The 19618-nt window shown below is 57.6% G+C and carries 18 protein-coding genes; 13 read left to right on the forward strand and 5 right to left on the reverse strand.

Annotated elements, in window-relative coordinates; all coding sequences use genetic code 11:
• Positions 1-2: 2 nt before the first annotated feature.
• Positions 3-944: a nucleoside hydrolase gene (locus CKV89_RS03660; RefSeq protein ID WP_028327638.1), complete on the reverse strand. Its 942-nt coding sequence runs from the start codon at positions 942-944 to the stop codon at positions 3-5.
• A 44-nt stretch (positions 945-988) separates the two neighbouring features.
• Here CKV89_RS03660 and purN point away from each other — a divergent pair, with 44 nt between their 5' ends.
• Both purN and purH read left to right on the forward strand, forming a co-directional pair.
• Positions 989-1648 (forward strand): phosphoribosylglycinamide formyltransferase, encoded by a 660-nt coding sequence (gene purN, locus CKV89_RS03665; protein WP_231935439.1) that lies wholly within the window; start codon positions 989-991, stop codon positions 1646-1648.
• Positions 1649-1731: 83 nt separating this feature from the next.
• On the forward strand, positions 1732-3390 hold the full coding sequence (gene purH / locus CKV89_RS03670) for a bifunctional phosphoribosylaminoimidazolecarboxamide formyltransferase/IMP cyclohydrolase (protein WP_028327640.1): 1659 nt from the start codon (positions 1732-1734) through the stop codon (positions 3388-3390).
• Between the two features lie 61 nt (positions 3391-3451).
• On the opposite strand, the gene CKV89_RS03675 is transcribed toward purH, so the two are convergent.
• Positions 3452-4249, reverse strand: coding sequence for a hypothetical protein (locus CKV89_RS03675; protein ID WP_028327641.1), 798 nt, complete (start codon positions 4247-4249; stop codon positions 3452-3454).
• 142 nt (positions 4250-4391) lie between these two features.
• Between CKV89_RS03675 and CKV89_RS03680 the strand changes: the two genes are divergently transcribed.
• From CKV89_RS03680 to CKV89_RS03690, 3 genes are read left to right on the forward strand one after another with little or no spacing between them, the layout of a single operon-like run.
• Positions 4392-5249 (forward strand): bifunctional methylenetetrahydrofolate dehydrogenase/methenyltetrahydrofolate cyclohydrolase, encoded by an 858-nt coding sequence (locus CKV89_RS03680; RefSeq protein ID WP_028327642.1) that lies wholly within the window; start codon positions 4392-4394, stop codon positions 5247-5249.
• On the forward strand, positions 5249-5653 hold the full coding sequence (locus CKV89_RS03685; RefSeq protein WP_028327643.1) for a hypothetical protein: 405 nt from the start codon (positions 5249-5251) through the stop codon (positions 5651-5653). The genes CKV89_RS03680 and CKV89_RS03685 overlap by 1 nt, the downstream gene beginning before the upstream one ends.
• Positions 5646-6422, forward strand: a complete 777-nt coding sequence (locus tag CKV89_RS03690; RefSeq protein WP_154657689.1) for a siderophore-interacting protein — start codon at positions 5646-5648, stop codon at positions 6420-6422. The genes CKV89_RS03685 and CKV89_RS03690 overlap by 8 nt, the downstream gene beginning before the upstream one ends.
• Before the next feature lie 52 nt (positions 6423-6474).
• Here the strand turns inward: CKV89_RS03690 and CKV89_RS03695 are convergent, their stop codons facing one another.
• Together CKV89_RS03695 and CKV89_RS03700 are read right to left on the reverse strand one after the other, a co-directional pair.
• Entirely contained in the window at positions 6475-7455 is a 981-nt protein-coding gene (locus tag CKV89_RS03695; RefSeq protein ID WP_028327645.1) for a malate dehydrogenase, read from the reverse strand.
• Positions 7456-7661: 206 nt separating this feature from the next.
• A complete protein-coding gene (locus CKV89_RS03700) occupies positions 7662-8300 on the reverse strand; it encodes a hypothetical protein (protein ID WP_028327646.1) in 639 nt (212 codons plus the stop codon).
• A gap of 141 nt (positions 8301-8441) precedes the next feature.
• Here CKV89_RS03700 and CKV89_RS03705 point away from each other — a divergent pair, with 141 nt between their 5' ends.
• The 5 genes from CKV89_RS03705 to CKV89_RS03725 all read left to right on the forward strand — a co-directional run bounded on the left by CKV89_RS03705 (position 8442) and on the right by CKV89_RS03725 (position 13907).
• Positions 8442-10661, forward strand: a complete 2220-nt coding sequence (locus tag CKV89_RS03705; RefSeq protein WP_028327647.1) for an NADP-dependent isocitrate dehydrogenase — start codon at positions 8442-8444, stop codon at positions 10659-10661.
• 143 nt (positions 10662-10804) lie between these two features.
• Positions 10805-10990, forward strand: a complete 186-nt coding sequence (locus tag CKV89_RS03710) for a DUF6767 domain-containing protein (protein WP_154657690.1) — start codon at positions 10805-10807, stop codon at positions 10988-10990.
• Between the two features lie 48 nt (positions 10991-11038).
• Positions 11039-11923 (forward strand): exodeoxyribonuclease III, encoded by an 885-nt coding sequence (locus CKV89_RS03715; protein WP_028327648.1) that lies wholly within the window; start codon positions 11039-11041, stop codon positions 11921-11923.
• Between the two features lie 163 nt (positions 11924-12086).
• Positions 12087-12953 carry a ubiquitin family protein gene (locus CKV89_RS11700; RefSeq protein ID WP_154657691.1) on the forward strand — a complete coding sequence of 289 codons (867 nt, stop codon included), beginning with the start codon at positions 12087-12089 and terminating at the stop codon, positions 12951-12953.
• Between the two features lie 21 nt (positions 12954-12974).
• A complete protein-coding gene (locus CKV89_RS03725; RefSeq protein WP_157728078.1) occupies positions 12975-13907 on the forward strand; it encodes a hypothetical protein in 933 nt (310 codons plus the stop codon).
• 4 nt (positions 13908-13911) lie between these two features.
• Here the strand turns inward: CKV89_RS03725 and CKV89_RS03730 are convergent, their stop codons facing one another.
• Positions 13912-15318, reverse strand: coding sequence for a D-alanyl-D-alanine carboxypeptidase family protein (locus CKV89_RS03730; protein ID WP_154657693.1), 1407 nt, complete (start codon positions 15316-15318; stop codon positions 13912-13914).
• Positions 15319-15698: 380 nt separating this feature from the next.
• Between CKV89_RS03730 and CKV89_RS03735 the strand changes: the two genes are divergently transcribed.
• From CKV89_RS03735 to CKV89_RS03745, 3 genes are all read left to right on the forward strand, one after another.
• Positions 15699-16802 carry a mannose-1-phosphate guanylyltransferase gene (locus tag CKV89_RS03735; protein WP_084441272.1) on the forward strand — a complete coding sequence of 368 codons (1104 nt, stop codon included), beginning with the start codon at positions 15699-15701 and terminating at the stop codon, positions 16800-16802.
• Positions 16803-16831: 29 nt separating this feature from the next.
• On the forward strand, positions 16832-18082 hold the full coding sequence (locus CKV89_RS03740) for an amidohydrolase (protein ID WP_231935440.1): 1251 nt from the start codon (positions 16832-16834) through the stop codon (positions 18080-18082).
• A 77-nt stretch (positions 18083-18159) separates the two neighbouring features.
• Positions 18160-19581 carry an NAD(P)H-quinone dehydrogenase gene (locus CKV89_RS03745; RefSeq protein WP_084441236.1) on the forward strand — a complete coding sequence of 474 codons (1422 nt, stop codon included), beginning with the start codon at positions 18160-18162 and terminating at the stop codon, positions 19579-19581.
• Positions 19582-19618: the final 37 nt, after the last annotated feature.

Below are 19618 nucleotides of genomic sequence, written 5' to 3' on the forward strand. Positions count from 1 at the left end.
TTCTAGGGGAGGCGTCGAAGTGCGGTACGGACAAGTTCCCAGAATCCGTCGGCATTGAGGTGGGTTGCGGTGCGGGTGTGGCAGTCGGTGGTGGTTGCTGTGCGTAGGTCGGTGACGGTCATGCCGCGGGTGAGTGTGCCGTGTTGCTCGACGTGGATGGGGGCTGGGATGCAGGTGATGAGTGTGGGGGCCAGGACACGTGCAACTGCGCAGGGGTCGTGGACGATTGCTCCGGTGTGGGAGCTGCCGGTGGTGCGGTAGTTCGCGCTGTAGGTGTCAAGGAGGTCGGCTACAAGGGTTGCGGTGGTTGTGTTGATGTTGCGGATGGAGGTGATGACCTCGGGGGTGGCGATGGCTTGGCGGGTGAGGTCCAGGCCGATCATGGTGATGGGCCAGTCGGCGTTGAGGACGATAGATGCGGCTTCGGGGTCGGCGTGGATGTTGAATTCGGCGACGGGGGTGACGTTGCCGGTTCCGTGACTTCCACCCATAAAGACGACTTCGTGTACGCGGTTGATGATGCGGGGTTCGAGGGTGATCGCGGTGGCGATGTTGGTCATGGGGCCAATGGGAACCAGAGTGATGGTGTCGGGGTCGTTGGTCATGATGGTGTCGATGATCAGTTGTGCGCCGTGGCGGGGATCGGTGGAGCGGTCAGGGGTGGGCAGTGGGATGCCGCCGATTCCGTCAGTGCCGTGGATGTGGGTGGCGTTTTTGTACGTGTTGTTGAGGGGCTGTGCGCATCCGGCTGCGATGGGCGCGGTGATGTTGCTGAGGGTTGCTAAGGCGAGTGCGTTGTGGGTGACGTTGTGGAGGGAAGAGTTGCCTCCGACAGTGGTGATAGCGGCGAGGTTGATGTCGGGGTGTCCTTGAGCGAGAAGGATGGCGATGGCGTCGTCGATGCCGGGGTCGCAGTCCAGGATGATGGTGGGGGTTGCGTTCATGCGCGCAGAGTAGCGATTGTGGGTGTGGCAGTTAGGCTCGTTGCGTGACTAGTGATTTGTTGTGCTTGTTTCCAGGCGGCGCGTCGGTGGGTAAGCCGCTTTCTGTGGTGGTGTTGGTCTCTGGTGGGGGCACAAATTTGCAGGCGTTGCTGGATGCGATTTCCTCGCATGAGGACTATCCGGTGCGTGTTGTTGCCGTGGGCGCTGATCGTGGGGGGATTGAGGGTTTGGCTCGTGCTGAGCGAGCGGGGATTCCGACGTTTGTGGTTCCGATGGGGGATTTCGCGGATCGGAGTGGGTGGGATGTGGCATTGATGGAGGCTGTGGCTTCTTTTGAGCCGGAATTGGTGGTGGGGGCTGGTTTTATGAAAATTGTGGGGCCAGCGTTCTTGGCCAGGTTTGGGGGGCGGTTTATCAATACTCATCCGGCGTTGTTGCCGAGTTTTCCTGGCGCTCATGGGGTGCGAGATGCGCTGGCGTATGGGGTGTGCGTGGCGGGAGCTACGTGTCACTTTGTTGATGCGGGTGTGGACACTGGAGCGATCATTGATCAGCGGGTGGTTGCTGTAGCTGATGGTGATACTGAGGATTCGCTTCATGAACGTATCAAGGTAGTTGAGCGGGAGATGCTGGTGGAGGTGGTGCGGCGTTTGGCGGTAGATGGTGCGCGTGTTCAGGGGCGCAGAGTTCTGTTTGGTGGGTGAGGGCAGGATGAGTGGTGGCTCGTGCGTGGTTTGATGCATTGAGCTTGTTGGTTTTGTTCGGGTTGTTGTTTTAGAGGAGAGTTGTGGCTGTCAAAGTGAGTGCAGCGTCTGGCCCTGCTGCTGGTAGTGATGCGCAGGGGCGTCGTCCTGTTCGTCGTGCGTTGTTGTCGGTGTATGACAAGACGTCTTTGATTGAGTTTGCTACGTGTTTGCACGATGCAGGTGTGGAGCTGGTGTCGACGGGTGGTTCGGCGCGTGCTATTGAGGCGGCGGGGCTTCCGGTGGTGAAGGTTGAGGACATCACGAAGTTCCCGGAGTGTCTTGAAGGTCGTGTGAAGACTCTTCACCCAAACGTGCATGCGGGGTTGTTGGCGGATACGCGTAAGCCGGACCACTTGGAGCAGCTGGGTGAGCTGGGTGTGGAGCCATTTGAGTTGGTTGTTGTCAACCTGTATCCATTCGAGGAGACGGTGGCTCAGGGGGCGGGTGTTGATGAGACGGTGGAGCAGATCGACATTGGTGGTCCATCGATGGTTCGTGGGGCTGCGAAGAATCATCAGTCGGTAGCGATCGTGACGGATCCGTCGCAGTATGCGCAGGCTGTTGAGGCTGTGCGTGCTGGTGGTTTTACGTTGGAGCAGCGTAAGAAGTTGGCTGCGCAGGCTTTTGCGATGACAGCCTCGTATGACGTTGCGATTGCGGCGTGGATGAGCCGTTCGGTGGTGGAGCAGGCTCCGGAAGATTCAGGTTTTCCTGAATGGGTAGGGGCGGGGTATCGGCGCGTTGACGTGTTGCGCTATGGCGAGAATCCTCATCAGAACGCGGCGCTTTATGCCGGTGGTGTAGAGGGTTTGACGCAGGCTGTGCAATTGCACGGTAAAGCGATGAGTTACAACAACTATGTGGATGCCGACGCAGCGTTGCGTGCTTGCCATGATCATGGGGATCAGCCGACGTGTGCTGTCATCAAACATGCCAATCCGTGTGGTATCGCTATCGCTTCGGAGGAAGAGGGGATTGCTGTTGCTCACCGGAAGGCGCATGAGTGTGATCCGACGAGCGCGTTTGGCGGCATTATTGCTGTGAACCGTCCAGTGACGGTGGAGATGGCTCGTATGGTGAAGGATATTTTCACTGAGGTTGTTGTTGCGCCGGATTTCGAGCCAGAGGCTTTGGACATTCTTCGGGCAAAAAAGAACATTCGGCTGTTGAAGACACCTACGCCTGTGCGTGAAGGTTTTGAGGTGCGGCATATCTCGGGCGGTTTGCTGGTTCAGCAGCGCGACCTGATTGATGCTGAGGTTCCAGTTTCTGATGATGACAAGCCTTCAGCTGGCCATGGTGATGATGTTGCGCAGTGGACGCTTGTTGCGGGTGCCGCTGCCGATGAGGCGACGTTGGCGGACTTGCAGTTCGCGTGGCGTGCTGTGCGTGCGACGAAGTCGAATGCCATTTTGCTTGCTAAGGATGGCGCATCGGTTGGTGTCGGTATGGGACAGGTAAACCGTGTTGATTCGTGTCGTTTGGCGGTGTCGCGTGCTGGCCAGGAGCGGGCTCAGGGTTCGGTGGCCTCTTCTGATGCGTTTTTCCCGTTTGCAGATGGTTTGCAGGTGTTGATTGACGCTGGGGTGGGTGCGGTCGTGGCTCCTGGTGGGTCTGTTCGTGATGATGAGGTGATTGCTGCTGCTGAGAGCGCGGGTGTGACTTTGTACTTCACGGGTACACGGCATTTTGCGCACTGAGTGATGTGATGCGAATGGCCCGGGTTCCTTTGAGAGGGGCCCGGGCCATTACTTTGTCTGCTCAATGGCGTTTTTTCAGGTATGAGACTGCGGCGTCCAAGAGGGGGACGGAGGGGGTTTGGTCGACGGCGTATGAGATCAGCATGACGGTGGTGTTGCCGATTTTGGTCATGGCTACGTCTTGGGTGAGTTGGTGGGGGGTGGGGCTGTTGGATGGGGAGGGGGTTGCGGCGGGTGAGGTGGGTGTTGTCGTGGCCGGTGGTGGTGGCACGAGTTGCTGTCGCCAGGTGACGGTATCGGGGTCGGCGCTGCGGAGGGTGAGGCCGGAGACGGTGTAAGTGCTGGAGCCGCCGTTGGTGTCGGTAGCGGTGTAGCGCTGGCAGTCGGTGATGCGTGTTTTGAGTGCGGTGATGATGTTGGTTGCGGTGTTGCCTTCGTAGGTGCGGATGTGTTGTTCGATCCATGGGCCGGTAGGGGTTTGTTGCCAGCGTTTTGCGGTTGTATCGACTGGAGGGTGCGGTTCGATGTCTACGCCGCAGATGTTCATGCGGTAGCCGCCGGAGTCTCGGGGGATAGTGACGTTCCATCCCACGGGTAGGAATGATTCGCCGAGCATGTATTTCAAAGATGTGCCGTTTCCGCCGGTCATTCGCGCGACGGTGGTGGGGTCGATGGTGGGGGTGGTGTTGGTGGGGGTCGTGGTGCTGGGGGCGGGGGATGTGTTGTTGTTTGTGGCGGCAGCGGTGGCGGTGGTGGTGATGGTGGGGGTGCTGTTGGGGGTGGAGCCGCATGCAGAGAGTGTGGTGAGTGCCAGGAGTGTGGTGGTCAGGCGTATTACAGGGTGGTTGTGAGTCCGCACGCGTGGCTGCCTCTCTAGGAGTTGGGCTGTGTGACCGTATGTTGTGCTGGATTACTTTGGGGGAGAGAGTGATCAGAGTTCAGGTGGGGATTGATTTCAGGATAAAGCGAGAGCTGAGTTTGGCTGTGAAATGATGCATGCCATGACTGCTGGCATTCTCGATGGAAAGTCCACGCTTGCGACCATTAAGGAAGAGTTGAAGGCGCGGGTGGTGCGTTTGAGTGAGTGTGGTGTTGTCCCTGGGCTGGCTACGGTTTTGGTGGGTGAGGATCCGGGGTCGCAGATTTATGTGAATGCCAAGCATCGGGATTGTGAGCAGATTGGTGTGCGCGGCATGCGGCACGATTTGCCGGCTGATGCTTCGCAAGCGCAGGTTGAAGAGCTGATTGATCAGTTGAATGAGGACCCGAAGGTGACCGGGTTCATTGTGCAGCAGCCCACGGGGTTGGATGAGTTTGCGTTGTTGTCGCGCGTGGATCCGGCTAAGGATATTGATGGGTTGCACCCGTATAACTTGGGGTGTTTGGTGATGAATCGGCCAGCGCCGTTGCCGTGTACTCCGTTGGGGTGTGTTGAATTGTTGCGTCGTTTTAATGTGCCTTTGGCCGGTGCGAATGTGGTGGTTGTTGGGCGTGGGCTGACTGTGGGGCGGCCTATTGGAATGTTGTTGACGCGGCGTTCAGAGAATGCGACGGTGACGATGTGTCACACGGGCACGAAGGATTTGGCTGCGCATACGCGTGAGGCAGATATTGTCATTGCAGCTGCTGGGGTACCGGGCATCGTGACGAAGGAGATGGTCAAGCCCGGTGCGGCTGTGCTTGATGTGGGTGTTTCTCGTGTAAACGGGAAAATTGCTGGTGATGTGGCTTTGGACGTTGCTGAGGTTGCGGGTTGGGTTTCACCAAATCCTGGTGGTGTGGGGCCGATGACGCGTGCGATGTTGTTGAGCAATCTTGTTGAGGCTGCGGAGCGGCAGGCAGGGTTGGCTGAGGTCTGATGCGTAACCCGTTCGCGGGGCTGGGGTTGTGGTGGGCTTTGGCGGCGGTCACTGTCGTTGGCCTGGTTTTTGCGGCTTTTGGGCGCGTGTTGATTGGTGGTGGGTTGGTCGCTATTGGTTTGGCGGTCTGTCTTCTGCTGCGCGTGTTTGGTGAGTCGCGTGGGTTTGATTTGGGTGCTGTGCAGTTACGTTCACGGTCGATGGATGCGTGGCTGTACAGCACTGCTGTCATTAATATGGCGGGCGCTTCCATGTTGGTGACTCGAAATATGAGTGTGCGCTGGCTGGTAATCGCTGATTTTGCCCTGGTCGTGTGGGGTTTAGTCATGTTGGTGTTGTCGAGAAAGAATGCACGAGTGGCGGTTTCGGCGTCGCAAAGTGGATCGGGGGATGTGAGTGACTGAACGGGTTCGTCGTGCGCGCGAGGGGTTGGGTGTGTGCGTGGTGACGGCGGTTGAGGATGTGACTCCGCGCATGCGTCGTGTGACGTTTAGTGGGTCGGGATTGGCTGAGGCAGTAGCGACGGGCCCAGATCAGCGGGTCAAGTTGAGTTTTCCTGATTCACATAGGTTTACCGGTGATGCGGATGAGATGTCGCGGGCTCGGCGAAAGCGTCGTACGTACACGTTGTTGTGGCTTGATGCGCAGGCAGGTGAGGCGACTGTCGATTTTGTGTTGCATCCCGGTGGCGTGGCTGCAGCATGGGCGTCGCAGGTGCAGGTGGGTGATGAGTTGATGTTGACTGCGCCGGTCGGTGGTTTCGTTCCAGTTGAAGGAGCTGAAGAGGTAGTTCTTGTTGCTGATGAGACGGGATTGCCTGCGTTGCAGGCAATTGTTGCTTCTTTGACTGCTGAGCTGCCGGTGCGAGCGTTTGTTGAGGTTGCGGATGCAGCTGAGCATCAGCCGGTGAGGTCTGTGACGGGTGCTGAGGTGGATGTTGTCTGGATGGATCGGGGTGGTGCTGCTCATGGCTCGCGTATGAGTGAGCTGGCTGCTTCGTTGCCTGGTGAGGTTTCTGCTCGTAGCTCTGTGTGGATTGCGGGGGAGTCTGCGGCAGTAAGGCAGCTGCGTAACGCTCTTGTTACGCAGGGTGGTTTGGATCGGCATCAGGTTGATGCGGTTGCGTATTGGACGAAAGCTGAGGGGCGTAACGCTGGCCGACCGGGGCAGTGATGACATTGAGGCGGCCACCTGGGGTGGCCGCCTCAATGTGTGTTGGGGCGTGTTATTTGATTAGGCCGAGTTCTTTGACTTGGTTGCGCTCGGCTTCCAGGCGCGCGGCTGATGCCATAATGCGTTCTTTGCTGAATTCGTTGAGTTCGATGCCCTGAACAATTTCGTATTTTCCGTCTTTTACGCGGCATGGGAAGGAGGAGATGATGCCTTCTGGTACGCCGTAGGAGCCGTCGGAGGGTACGGACATGGAGACGATTTCGTCGGTGCCGAGCATCCAGTCACGCATGTGGTCGATGGTGGCGTTGGCGGCCGAGGCAGCGGAGGATGCACCGCGTGCTTTGATGATGGCTCCGCCGCGGGTTGCGACGGTGGGAATGTATTCCTCAGTGATCCAAGTCTGTTCGACCAGTTCAGTGGCGGCTTTGCCGTTCACTGTGGTGTTGAACAGGTCTGGGTACATCGAGTCGTCGTGGTTACCCCAAATAGCGAGGTTTTTGATTTCTTCGACTGTCACGCCAAGTTTTTTGGCCAGCATGGATTTGGCGCGGTTGTGGTCCAGGCGAGTGAGGGCGTTGAACTGCTCTGGGGCCATGTCGGGGGCGTTTTTCATGGCGATGAGGGCGTTGGTGTTGGCTGGGTTGCCGGTGACGAGAACTTTGGCTTTGGGGGCGACTTTGTTGAGCGCGGCGCCTTGACCGGTGAAGATTTTCCCGTTGGCGGCAAGGAGGTCGGCGCGGTCCATGCCTTCTTTGCGGGGCATGGCACCTACGAGCATGGCACCGTCGACGTCTTCGAAGATTTCTTCGGGGTTGTCACCGATTTTGATGTTGGTGAGGGTGGGGAAGGCGCAGTCGTCGAGTTCCATGACGACGCCTTTGAGAGCCGGTAGGGCTGGGGCAATTTCGAGCAGTCGCAGTTCGATGGGGGTGTTGGGACCGAGAAGGTCTCCGGCTGCGATTCGGAATAGGAGGCTGTAGCCGATCTGCCCGGCGGCTCCGGTGACGGCGATCTTGACGGGGGTGGTGCTCACAGGTTCATCAACCCTTCCAGCGACGGTGCTGCTTTGGTGTGAGTGTCCGTGCGGTTTGGCTCCGTTGGGTGGTGCTTGCCGCGCGATCGGACCGTGTCGGTCTTGGGTTTGACGCTATCAAAATGGGGGTGTCTGGGTGTTGTGTAGCGGGTTACAAATGGTGGAGGTCGGCCCGTGTGTGGCGGGCCGACGCTTGATGTGGTGGGTCAGCTTCTGCCGAAGAGTTTTTTGAAGAATCCGGGTTTTTTGTCGGGTTTTGCTTCGGGTTGGGGTGTTGGGTGTTGAGGTGGCAGAGGGCTGTTTTCTGTGGTTGTTTCTGTTGTGCTGGGGTGTTCGTCTCCTGGTGTTGTGTCTTTTTTGTCGTTGGTTTCGGGCGGTAGTGGTTCTTCGGTGGTTAGTTCGGGGGTGGGAGGTTCTTCGGTGGGGGTGGCGAATGGGTCGGTGTAGTCCATCGCAATGAAAGTCTTTTTTTCTTCGGAGAAGACGTAGGTATCGGGCAAGGATGCGAGGTGTTCGATGATTGTGCGTGCGGCTTTGTTGTGTTGGTTAGTGGGGTCGTGGTCGCCGGAGAAGTCGATCATGGTGGTGCAGCGTGAGATGCGTCGTTGTTCGAGGGTGGGGGCGTATTCGGCATAGCGGTCGCCGAGTCCTTCGGCTTCGTCGTCGTACCAGAAGGTGAAGGTGTAGCTGCCTAGCGAGAGTGTGACGTTGAGGACGCTGGTGGTGGTTACTGGTGGTGGTTCGTGTCCGGTGAACAGGTCACCGAGGATGGTTTCGAGTTTGTCTTTGGTGAGGGTTGTGTTGGTGGTGGTGAAGATGATGTGGGGGTGTGCGGATCCGGCCATGGTTTCTATGGTGTCGCATTGGGTCGCTCGTGGTGGTGTGCGGGGCTGCGGTAGGTGCTCTGTCGTTTCTTAGCTTGGTGAGGGGTTTGGGGAAGTAGGGTCGGCACTGATTGTGTTTTGTCGTGTCTCAAAGGAGAGCCTGTGAGCAGCAAGATTGTTTGGACGTTGACCGATGAAGCTCCGGCTTTGGCGACCTTTTCACTTCTGCCGATCGTTCGTGCTTTTGTGAAGGCTGCTGATGTTGAGGTGGAAACGAGCGATATTTCTTTGTCGGGAAGAATTTTGGCTCAGTTTCCGGAGAGATTGACGGATGAGCAGAGCGTGCCAGATTATCTAGCTGTTCTGGGTGAATGGACTCAAGATGATTCTGCCAACATTATTAAGTTGCCGAATATTTCTGCGTCGGTTCCGCAGTTGAAGGCGGCAATTAGGGAGTTGCAGGATCAAGGTTTCGCTGTTCCCGATTTTCCTGTGGATCCTTCGACTGATGAAGAGCGGGATGTTTCTTCGCGTTATGCAAAAGTTTTAGGTTCTGCTGTTAATCCTGTTTTGCGTGAGGGAAACTCGGATAGGCGTGCTCCTGCGTCTGTGAAAGCGTTTGCGCAGCGGCATCCCCATCGTCTTCGGGAGTGGGATGCAGGAACTAAAGCGCGTGTAGCGCATATGAGTGATGGTGATTTTTACGGAAACGAACAGTCTGTAGTCACGGCTGAAGGGTGTGGTTTTGAAATTCGATTCACAAATCATGCTGGTGAAGCTCGTTCTTTAGTTGAAGGTTTACAAGCGTCTCCTGGGGAAGTCCTTGATGGTACCTTCATGAGCGTTTCGGTATTGCAAAAATTTTATGCAGAGCAGATTGAGGAAGCGAAGCGCGATGATCTCCTGCTGAGCCTGCATTTGAAAGCAACAATGATGAAGGTTTCGGATCCGGTGCTGTTTGGGCATGCGGTAAAGGTCTTTTTTGTTGATGTATTTGCAGAATTTGGCGATGAGCTGCGTGAAGTAGGCGTAAACCCGAACCTGGGTCTAGGTGATTTGTTGTCTGCGATTCAGGAACTTCCCGATGAGACCAGGAAAGCTATCGAGAAAGCGATTGCCCAGGCATTTGCCGAACGCCCGGCACTAGCGATGGTGGATTCAGATAAAGGGATCACCAATCTTCATGCTCCCAATGATGTAATCGTGGATGCATCGATGCCGGTTGTGGTGCGCGATGGTGGCCAGATGTGGAATGCGAAGGGCGAACGTCAGGCAACATTGGCGATGATCCCTGATCGCAGCTATTCAACGATGTATGCGGCAATTATGGAGGATTGCCGAATTAACGCGGCATTGGATCCAGCAACGATGGGTGATGTTCCTAATGTGGGGTTGATGGCTAAAAAGGCTGAGGAGTATGGGTCGCATCCAACGACATTTGTGATGTCGGAGTCGGGCAAGGTGGAGGTGATCGCTGAAGACGGCTCGGTTTTGATGTCTCATGATGTTGAGGCTGGTGATATTTGGCGTATGGCGCGTACACAAGATGTGTCAGTACGTGATTGGGTGCGTCTTGCCGTGGAGCGGGCACGGTTGTCGGGTACGCCAGCAGTATTTTGGTTGGACTCTGAACGTGCTCATGACGCGAATCTCATTGCGAAGGTTCGCGAGTATTTGGGGGAACATGACACATCTGGTCTATCTATTGAGATTCTGGCTCCGGTTGAAGCCATGAAATTCACCTTGGAGCGCATCCGTCGTGGCGAAAACACTATTTCGGTCACAGGAAATGTGCTTCGCGATTACTTAACTGACCTTTTCCCAATTCTTGAGTTGGGCACGAGCGCGAAAATGCTATCGGTGGTTCCCTTGCTTGCTGGGGGTGGACTTTTCGAGACTGGTGCGGGAGGTTCTGCTCCCAAGCATGTGCAGCAGTTCGTGAACGAAGGCTATTTGAGGTGGGATAGCTTGGGTGAGTTTTCTGCTCTAGGGGCCTCATTGGAGCATGTGGCGAATAGGTCAGGTAACCCGAAAGCACAAGTTTTAGCTGATGCTTTGGATCGGGCTATCTCTCGCTTTTTGGAAGAAAACAAATCTCCCGCGCGTATTGTGGGTGAGATTGATAACAGGGGTAGTCATTTCTATCTTGCTTTGTTCTGGGCACAGGAACTGGCTGGGCAGTCAGTGGATGCTGAGTTGTCTGCAAAGTTTGCAGCTGTTGCTGATGAGTTGTCTGGCAAGGCAGGGGAGATTGATCGTGAGCTCATCGCCGCCCAAGGGGTTGCAGTGGATTTGGGTGGTTACTTCCGCCCAGATGTGGCGAAGGTGGAAGCGGCGATGAGGCCTAGTGGCACGTTGAATACGATTATTGACGCTTTGTAAGCGCTGAGATCGTGTGATTTGTGGCATATGAGTGCGGTGGCTCCTGGGGTTTTGCAGGCAGCCACCGCATTTATTTTGTGTAGTCGTTTTCATCGCGCAAATGTGTGACTGTGTAGCGAACTTTGGCTATCTACCGTGGATTTATGCAGATGAGTAAGGGTTCGCGTGGTGAAGATCAGTGTGTGGTGCGAGTCGGAGAACCATGCCGTTTGTGTCAGCCGGGGGCATCGGGGCCAAAGGATTGCCAGTTGGCTTACCTAGTTCTTAATGATCCGGAGCTGCGTGACTTGTTGGAGGAAAAACTTGCAGGGCTAGAAGAGGCCGCCTGAGGTCCTTCTGGGCGTTGGCGTGGGTGATCCTGCGGGCATGATGGATTCATGCGAGTAGTGAGCGCCAACGTGAACGGTATTCGTGCGGCTGTGCGTCGAGGCATGCTGCCTTGGGTAGATGAGTCGGCGCCGGATGTTGTGACGCTGCAAGAGGTACGTGCCTCGCGTGCGCAACTAGATTCCGCTTTGGAGCAGAGCGCGCTGCAGGAGTGGTCAGTGGTGTTGCATGAGGGGGAAGTAGCAGGAAGAGCAGGCGTTGCGGTCCTGGTGCGTCCTGGTTGTGGTGTGGGAAATGCGGTTACGGGTTTGCCGATGGAGGGGGCGATCGCTGGGCAGCATGGGGGGGATTTTTCAGAGCGGATGCGTCTTGATGATTCGGGGCGGGTGTTCGCTTCGGCAGGTCGTTGGTTGGAAGTGCCTGTTTTAGGGCAGTGGGGCAGCGGTATTGAGAAGGTGACAGTTGTTTCGGCATATGTGCATAGCGGTGATGTGGACAGGCCGGAGGTAATGGCTGAGAAATATGCCCTGATGGAGGCTATGTCGCAGCGGTTCCAAGCTGCTTTAGCTTCGGGGGAGCATCTTCTGGTAACTGGGGACTTGAATGTTGCTCATCGTGAGGTGGATCTAAAAAACTGGCGGGGAAATCTGAAAAAAGCTGGCTTTTTGCCTGAAGAGCGGGCTTTTTTCGACCGTTGGCTGGTGGATGGGGGAATGGTGGATTTGGGGCGCAGGTATGGCGGTGATGGTCCTGGGCCGTATACATGGTGGAGTTGGCGCGGTAAAGCTTTCAATAATGATGCTGGTTGGCGTATTGACTATCACCTGTCGACACCTGAATTAGCGGAGGTTGTTAAGTCTGTATGGGTGGGGAGGGCTGAAACTTATGAGAAGCGCTGGAGTGATCACGCTCCGCTGATTTCGGATTTTTGCTGAGATTTATGTGATTCCTCCCTGTGAGAGTTCGCTTCGATGTAGTTGCTGTGTTTGGGACAGTTCTGCGCTGCTCTCTTCTGGTGCCGTGTTTGTTTGTTTTTTCTGTCCAGTTTTGTAGTTGCCCGTTTATTAAAGAGACTATTTTTCTATTTAGGATGATGGTGTGAATGAAGGTGAAGTAACTTTTGCGCGGGCGTTGCGCTCTGCTGTGGCAGAGGCTGGATTCACGTTGACGGGACTGCGTGCGGAGTTGTTGGAGCGAGGGCTATCTGTCTCGGTGGGCACGTTAAGTCAGTGGCAGACGGGGCGTTCGGTGCCTTTGAAAGATCGATCTTTGGTGGTTGTTGGGGAAATCGAGCGGATTGTGGGGGCTCCGCCGGGGGGATTGGTGTCGATAATTTCGGGTGTACCTGGTCGATCAGTAGGTGGTGAGGAATTATCGTGCGTCTGTGATCGCCAGAAGGGGGCGGGGTCTTCCTTGGATTTTGTGTGGCGGGGAGATGTGCGGGATGATCCAATTAGGTTGTTGTCTCTTCATGAATCTTTTCGCCTTAATGCGTTTGGGGCGATATCTAGTTTTCGTGTGCGGATTACTTTGTCTGCTGAAGCGGATGGAGTTGATTGTTTGTCAGTTGTGACGCTTTGTCCGCCTGATGGTGCTCAAGTGTTGTTGCGAGCGATGTCGAATTGTCGTTTTGGAAGACAAATGTTGACTGCCTCTGGTCAGGTCAGTGAAGTGTTTTTAGAGCGTCCGTTGCGGTTGGGTGAGGCGGCTGTGGTGGAGTTTCGAGGTGAGGTGGTGGGGGCGGTGGATGCTGAGTGTGGGGTGTCGCGTGAGCTTGGGGTGGATGTGGGGGAGTTGGTGTGGTGTGTGGATTTTGAGGAGGGGCAGGGGCCGTTGTCGGTGGAGTCGTGGTGCGTAAATGAGGAGGAAGAGCTGGTCAAGCCGGTGCGTGTTGCTGATGCTGGTTTATCTGTGGTGTTTTGTGCGGCGAAGCCGGGAAAGTATGGGGTGCGTTGGGTGTGGTGATGGGGTTGTTGTTTATGTGGAGTGGTGATTTTTGTGTGTGAGTCGGGGGATGTTTTTGCTGAGGTGTTGCGTGGGGCGGTTTCTGCTCGGGGGTTGTCGTTGGAGAGGGTTCGTTATCACTTAGCTGTGCGGGGCCATGACGTTAGCGCGGCGACGTTGAGTTATTGGCAGTCTGGTCGTTCGCGTCCGGAGCGGTCGAGCTCGATTGCTGCATTGGGGGATTTGGAGGACGTGTTGGGGGTTGATGAGGGGGTGTTGGTTGACGCGTTGGCGCGTGCTAGAGGCCGACCGGTCTCTGTGTTGGCTGTGTGTGAGGAACAGTCTCGTGATGTGCCGATTGTGAATCCGATGCTGCGGGATGTGGAGCGTTCTGTGGAGTCAGAGCGGGTTCGTGAGGGTTTGGCGAGAGGTTTAGGTACGTCGTTTGGTGATGTGCCTGCGATGGTGAGTGAGCATGTGGAGGTGATGCTGCGGCGGGATCGGTCGGTGGGGTCATTGCGTGCGCGGCTGGTTGTGGTGGGTGCTTCCGGTGGGGTGCTGCGGTTTCCGATAGCTGTTCATGCTGCGGGTGGTGCTGGTGATTTGGTTTTTGTGGTGGAGAGGGGTGGTGTGGTGGATGGGGTGGTTTCTTCTTCGGACGGTAATGCGTTGTCGGTGGCGTCTATTCGGTTGGATGCGCCTGTGGGGGTGGGGGAGTGTGCGGTTGTTGATGTTCGGATTGATCGGTTGTCGTCTGGGGCGGATGAGGGGATGCTGTCTTTTTTGTCGTCGTCGACGCAGATGTTGGTGGTGATGGGGATTTTTTGCCCGGGGGATGAGCCGTTGGCGATGTCGGTTGCGGCGAGGTGGCAGGGGCGTTCGCGGGTGTCGCGGGTGTCGGTGGAGGGCGAGCGTCAGGTGGTGATGTTGTCGGAGGTGGAGCCTGGACCTGTGGGAGTTTCGTGGTGGTGGTGAGGGGTTAGTGGCGTCGGTGGAGTATGAGCGCGCCTGTTGCTGCAAGGGTCGCGAGACCGCTTAGGGCCAGTGCGAGGTTGGTGGGAAGGCTGGTGTGTCCGTGGAAGCTGGTGGCTGCTACGGGGCTGGCGTCTTGAGCGCTGGTGATGGGGGTGTCTTTGGCATTGTCGGGTTTGTTGCTTCCACCTTTGGGAGTGGTGGGTTTTCCTTTGGGTGGGGTGGGTTTTTCTTTGCTGGGGGGTGGTGCGTCGAGTTCGCCGGGGTTGACGAGTCGTCCGATGGGGCGGGCTTTTGATCCGTGGTTGAAGGCCCAGTCGAGCAATGCTGCTGAGCTGCGCCAGTGGCCGTCGAAGGAGCTGAGGTAGCTGATTACGTAGGCTTTGTCGCCGCGGCGGGCGGCGCCGATGTAGGTGTGGCGTGCGGCTACGGTGTATCCGTTTTTGATGCCGATGGTGCCTTGGTAGTTCCAGAGGAGTCGGTTGTGGCTGCCGATTTCGATGGATTTGCGTTGTTGGCCGGGTTTGGGGGCTCCGGCGGGAAAGTGGGCGCCTTTGAGGGTCAATAGGGGGGCGAGTTTGGGGTGTGAGACTGCTGCTCGTCCGATGAGGGCGAGGTCGTAGGCGCTGGTTACTTGTCCTTTGGCGTCGAGGCCGCTGGTGTTCATCGCGTGGGTGTCTTTTGCGCCGAGGTGGGCGGCGAGTTTGTTCATTTGTTCGGTGGTGATGTCCATACCGCCGTTGGCGCGGGCGAGTGCGTTTGCTGCGTCGTTGGCGGAGGAGAGCATGAGGGCTTGGAGTAGGGCAGAGATGGGGTAGGTGGCGTTTTTTTCGATGCCGACTTTGGTTCCGTCGACGGCCATGTCTTCGCCGCTGCCTTCGATTTCTTGGTTGGGGTCAAGTTTGTCGATGACGGTCAGGGCGGTGAGGGTCTTGAGGGTGCTGGCAGGCAGGAACCGGGAGTGGGGGTCGTGTGCGGCGATGATGTCGCCGGTGTTGAGGTCGGCGATGACCCATGCGCAGGCGTGTAGGGGTGGGGGTGGGGGGGTGCCGGTGGGGAGGTTGAGGATGGTGCCTTTGTTGGCGAGTGCGTTGCCGCCGATGACGTTGGTTTTGGGGTCGTTGGAGGGGGTGGTGGGTGTGCCTGGGGCGGGTGGTGTTGTGGGGGTGGCTGTTGGTGTTGTGGGGGTGGCTGTGGGGTCGGTTGGGGTGTTTGGGGTGGGTGTGTCTTTGTCTGGTTGTGTGCTGGGGGCTTGGGGGGAGCAGGCGATAGAGGGTTGGATAGCGTTGGCGGTGATGCTGGCGGTGAGGCTGGGGGCGATGCCGAGGGTGGTTGCGGTGGTGAGCGCGGCGATGTGGCGTGCGTGTCGCTGCGCGAGGCGTCGTCGTCGCGGCGCGTCGGTGGGGTCGGCCATCGGGATTGCTCCTTGTGGGTTTGGCGTGACAGCCGTTGTTTGTCGGGGTGGTCTCGCCGGGCATGCGGACCCTAGTGTACGGAGACTGTCTGCTTGCTGGGCCCTTGTTGTGTGTTCGTGGGTGGGATTGAGGGGGTTGTTGGGCTGGTGATCTTGTGTTGGTCCTGTTTCGGGTGGGCTGGTTGTGCGCTGATAGCGTGGTGGTGGGTCTGTGATGCGGGTTGAGGTCATGGACTGGCGGCGGAGTTGGGATGGCGGGGGCGTCGCGTGGTGAGCGGGTGTTTTGCCTGTTCGTGTTGTTGCCGTTGTGTGGGTTGCTTGCGTTTTTGCGGGTTGTCTTTGGCGGTGTTGGTTTCTTTTTCTGGGATTGTGGGGGCGTGATGTTTACCGAACAGACACAGGTTATTGAGGGTTTCTGGGGTGTTGTTCCTGCTGGTGGGTCTGGGACGCGGTTGTGGCCGTTGTCGCGCTCGGGTGAGCCGAAGTTTCTTTTGGATTTGTTGGGGGATGGGTCGTCGTTGTTGCAGTCGACGGTGGCGCGGTTGGAGCCGTTGACTGGGACGAATGTGGTGGTTGTTACGGGTGTGCGGCATGAGGAGGCGGTGCGTGCTCAGTTGCCGCAGTTGGGTGAGGGTGGAGTTGTGGCTGAGCCTTCGCCGCGGGATTCGATGGCTGCGATTGGGTTGGCTGCGGCGATGATTGAGGCGGTGGAGCCTGATGCGGTGATTGGGTCTTTTGCCGCCGATCATGTGATTGGGGATGAGGGGCGTTTTCGGGCGCGGGTTCGTGAGGCGGTGGAGGTTGCTCGTACGGGCAAATTGGTGACGTTGGGGATTGAACCGACTTTTCCGTCGACGGGTTTTGGGTATATACGGACGGGTTCTGTTTTGGAGGTGCGGGGGGCGCCGCATGCGCGTGCTGTGGCTGCTTTTGTGGAGAAGCCTGATGCTGCGACGGCTGCGGGGTATTTGGCGACGGGTGAGTATCGCTGGAATGCGGGCATGTTTGTTGTGAAGGCGTCTGTTTTGTTGGATATGTTGGCGGACTTTCATCCAAGGTTGGCTGCTGACTTGCGGAGTATTGCTGCTGATCCTTCGTCGTTGGCGGAGCGGTGGGAGTCGTTGGAGAAGATTGCGATTGATCATGCGGTGGCTGAGCCGGTTGCAGATCGTGGTGATGTGGCTGTGGTGCTTGGGGATTTCCCGTGGGATGACGTGGGTGATTTTGCGTCGTTGCATGAGTTGTTGGGGCGTACTGGGGGTGAGGATGCTGTGCGTATGTTGGGGTCTTCGGATGTTCTTGTTGATGATGCTTCGGGGTTGGTGGCTTCGACGTCGGGTCGTACTGTGGCGGTGTTGGGCTTGGATGATGTCGTCGTTGTGGACACGCCGGATGCGTTGTTGGTGACGTCACGGGCGGCTGCGCAGCGGGTGAAGGGGATTGTCGACATGTTGAAGGCGGATGGCCGTGCTGAGCTGACGTGAGTTGGGGTGCTCTCGTTAGACTCTTGTTGGTGGAACCGTCGATGATCGATGTCTCTGGTTTGCCCGTGCCGTCTGGCCCGTTGGGTGGGGTGTTGCGGTCTATTCGTGCGCGGGCGGATGAGATCGTTCGGTTTCAGAGGTGGTTGCATCGGTCGCCGGAGTTGTCGTGGTGTGAGGTGGGGACGACTCGTGCGGTTGAGGAACGGTTGCCTGCGGGGGTATCGGCGCATCGTTTTGTGGATTCGACGGGATTGTTTGTGGATGTGGGGGCGCAGGTACCTGATTTCCGTGTGGGGCTGAGGGCAGATATGGATGCGTTGCCTTTGGCGGAGCGGACGGGGTTGCCGTGGGCTTCGAGGGTGGCGGATGTGTCGCATTGTTGTGGTCATGACGTGCATACGGCGTCGTTGTTAGGTGCGGTGGTGGGGCTTTCTGGGGTTGCGGATGTGTTGCGTGATGCGGGTGTGGGGGTGAGGTGTTTTTTTCAGCCTGCTGAGGAGTCGCATCCTTCGGGTGCGCGGATGGTGCAGGGGTCGGGGGCGGCTGATGGTGTGGATGTTTTTTATGCGTTGCATTGTGATCCGGCGACGGATTTGGGGCGTGTGGGTTTGAGGGTGGGGCCGATTACTGCTGCGGCTGATCGGGTTGAGGTGAGGGTTTCTGGTGCTGGGGGTCATACGTCGCGTCCGCATTTGACGCAGGATGTGACGTTTGCGTTGGCGAAGGTGGTGACGGAGTTGCCGGCGTTGTTGACGCGGGTGGTGGATGCGCGGGCGTCGGTGGTGTTGGTGTGGGGTTCTGTTCATGCTGGTGATGCGGGGAATGTGATTCCGGATAGTGGGGTGGCTCGGGGGACGTTGCGTGTTGCTGATGCTGGGGTGTGGCAGACGTTGGAGCCGTTGGTGAGGCGGTTGGTGTCTCAGGTGGTGGCGCCTTTTGGGGTGGAGGTGGATGTGGAGTATGTGCAGGGTGTTCCGCCGGTGGTGAATACGCTTCATGGGGTGGAGGGGGCGCGGTTGGCGGTGTCTTCGGCGTTTGGTGTTGATGCTGCGGTGGATGCTGTGCAGTCGATGGGGGGTGAGGATTTTGCGTGGTTGTTGCAGGGGGTGGAGGGCGCGTTGTTGCGGTTGGGTACGCGGACTCCGGGTGGGTGTACGTATGACTTGCATCGGGGGGATTTGGTGGTGGATCCGGCATCGGCTGTGTTTGGGGCTCAGTTATATGCGGCGTTGCCGTTTGCTGCGGCGAAGGTTGCGGGGAGGGGGTTTGTGGATGTGTGAGTGAGTGGTTTTGCAAGGGTGTGTTTGATTGTGGCGACTGACCGGTTTTCGGTGGTGTGGCGTGGAACACTTGCGGTGTGTCTAATCGATCTCACAGGTTTGTTGTAGTTGGTGGTGGCCCGGGGGGTTATGAGGCGGCGTTGGTGGCGGCCTCGGGTGGGGCTGAGGTGACGTTGGTTAATTCGCAGGGTGTGGGTGGCGCTGCGGTGTTGATGGATTGTGTGCCGAGCAAGGCATTAATTGCCTCTGCGGGGTATTTGGGGCGTTTAGTGGCCAGTGCTCAGCATTTGGGGGTGCATTATCGGTCGGTTCTTGATGGTGCTGCTGAGGGTGATCGGTTTGATTTGCGTGAGGTGAATGATCGGGTGCGGTCGTTGGCTGCGGCGCAGAGTGGTGATATTGAGGCGGGGTTGGTGGCTAAGGGGATTGAGGTTGTTAGGGGCAGGGGGCGGTTGGATGGTGCCCGGCGTGTGGTGGTGGATGTGCAGGGGGGTGGTTCTCGTGTGTTGGAGGCGGACACAGTTTTGTTGGCGACGGGGGCGCGTCCGCGGCGGTTGGGGTCGGCTATGCCTGATGGTGAGCGGATTTTGACGTGGCAGGACATTTGGTCGTTGGAGGGGTTGCCGGATCATTTGGTGGTGATTGGTTCTGGGGTGACTGGTGCGGAGTTGGCTCAGGCGTATTTGCATTTGGGGTCGCGGGTGACGTTGGTGTCTTCGCGTGAGCATGTATTGCCGAATGAGGATGAGGATGCGGCGCGTGCGATTGAGGAGGTTTTTCGGGGGCGGGGTATGGAGGTGTTGGCGCGTTCGCGTGCGGAGTCGGTGGAGCGTGTTGGTGATGGTGTGGTGGTGCGTTTGCAGGATGGTCGTGAGGTGGTGGGGTCTCATGCGTTGATGGCGGTGGGGTCATTGCCGAATACGGAGGGGATTGGTTTGGAGGAGGCCGGGGTGGAGGTGAATGAGCGTGGCCAGATTGTGGTGGATCGGGTGTCGCGTACGTCGGTTTCGGGGGTATATGCGGCGGGTGACTGTACAGGTGTATTGCCGTTGGCTTCGGTGGCGGCGATGCAGGGTCGTATTGCGGTGGCGCATGCGATTGGTGATGAGGTGCGGCCGTTAACGACGACGGGGATTAGCGCGAATATTTTTACGGATCCGGAGATTGCGACGGTGGGTATGTCTGCAGCGGAGGTTGCGGATGAGTCGGAGTATCGGACGGTGGTGATGCCGTTGGATACGAATCCTCGGGCGAAGATGGAGCACATTGAGAATGCGTTTGTGAAGTTGTTTGCTCAGCGGCGGACGGGGCAGTTGGTGGGGGGTGTGGTGGTGGCTCCACGGGCGTCGGAGTTGATTTTTCCTATTGCGTTGGCTGTGGAGCATCGGTTGACGGCCGATGATGTGGCGCGGACTATCACGGTTTATCCGTCGTTGTCGGGGTCGTTGGCGGAGGCTGCGCGGCGGTTGCACGCTGTGGATAGTTTGCCGAGCGCTTAGTCTGTTTTCACTGTTTCGGTTGCTGCCGTGTGTGTTT

Origin of the sequence: Dermatophilus congolensis, assembly GCF_900187045.1 — a bacterium.
GTDB classification, from domain to species: Bacteria; Actinomycetota; Actinomycetes; order Actinomycetales; family Dermatophilaceae; genus Dermatophilus; species Dermatophilus congolensis.

Excerpts from the sequence above, each read along its gene's own strand:
- CKV89_RS03660 (WP_028327638.1), bottom strand. The coding sequence starts at position 944 with ATGAACGCAACCCCCACCATCATCCTGGACTGCGACCCCGGCATCGAC.
- CKV89_RS03680 (WP_028327642.1), top strand. The coding sequence starts at position 4,392 with ATGACTGCTGGCATTCTCGATGGAAAGTCCACGCTTGCGACCATTAAG.
- CKV89_RS03685 (WP_028327643.1), top strand. The coding sequence starts at position 5,249 with ATGCGTAACCCGTTCGCGGGGCTGGGGTTGTGGTGGGCTTTGGCGGCG.
- CKV89_RS03700 (WP_028327646.1), bottom strand. The coding sequence starts at position 8,300 with ATGGCCGGATCCGCACACCCCCACATCATCTTCACCACCACCAACACA.
- CKV89_RS03710 (WP_154657690.1), top strand. The coding sequence starts at position 10,805 with ATGCAGATGAGTAAGGGTTCGCGTGGTGAAGATCAGTGTGTGGTGCGA.
- CKV89_RS03715 (WP_028327648.1), top strand. The coding sequence starts at position 11,039 with ATGCGAGTAGTGAGCGCCAACGTGAACGGTATTCGTGCGGCTGTGCGT.
- CKV89_RS03730 (WP_154657693.1), bottom strand. The coding sequence starts at position 15,318 with ATGGCCGACCCCACCGACGCGCCGCGACGACGACGCCTCGCGCAGCGA.
- CKV89_RS03735 (WP_084441272.1), top strand. The coding sequence starts at position 15,699 with ATGTTTACCGAACAGACACAGGTTATTGAGGGTTTCTGGGGTGTTGTT.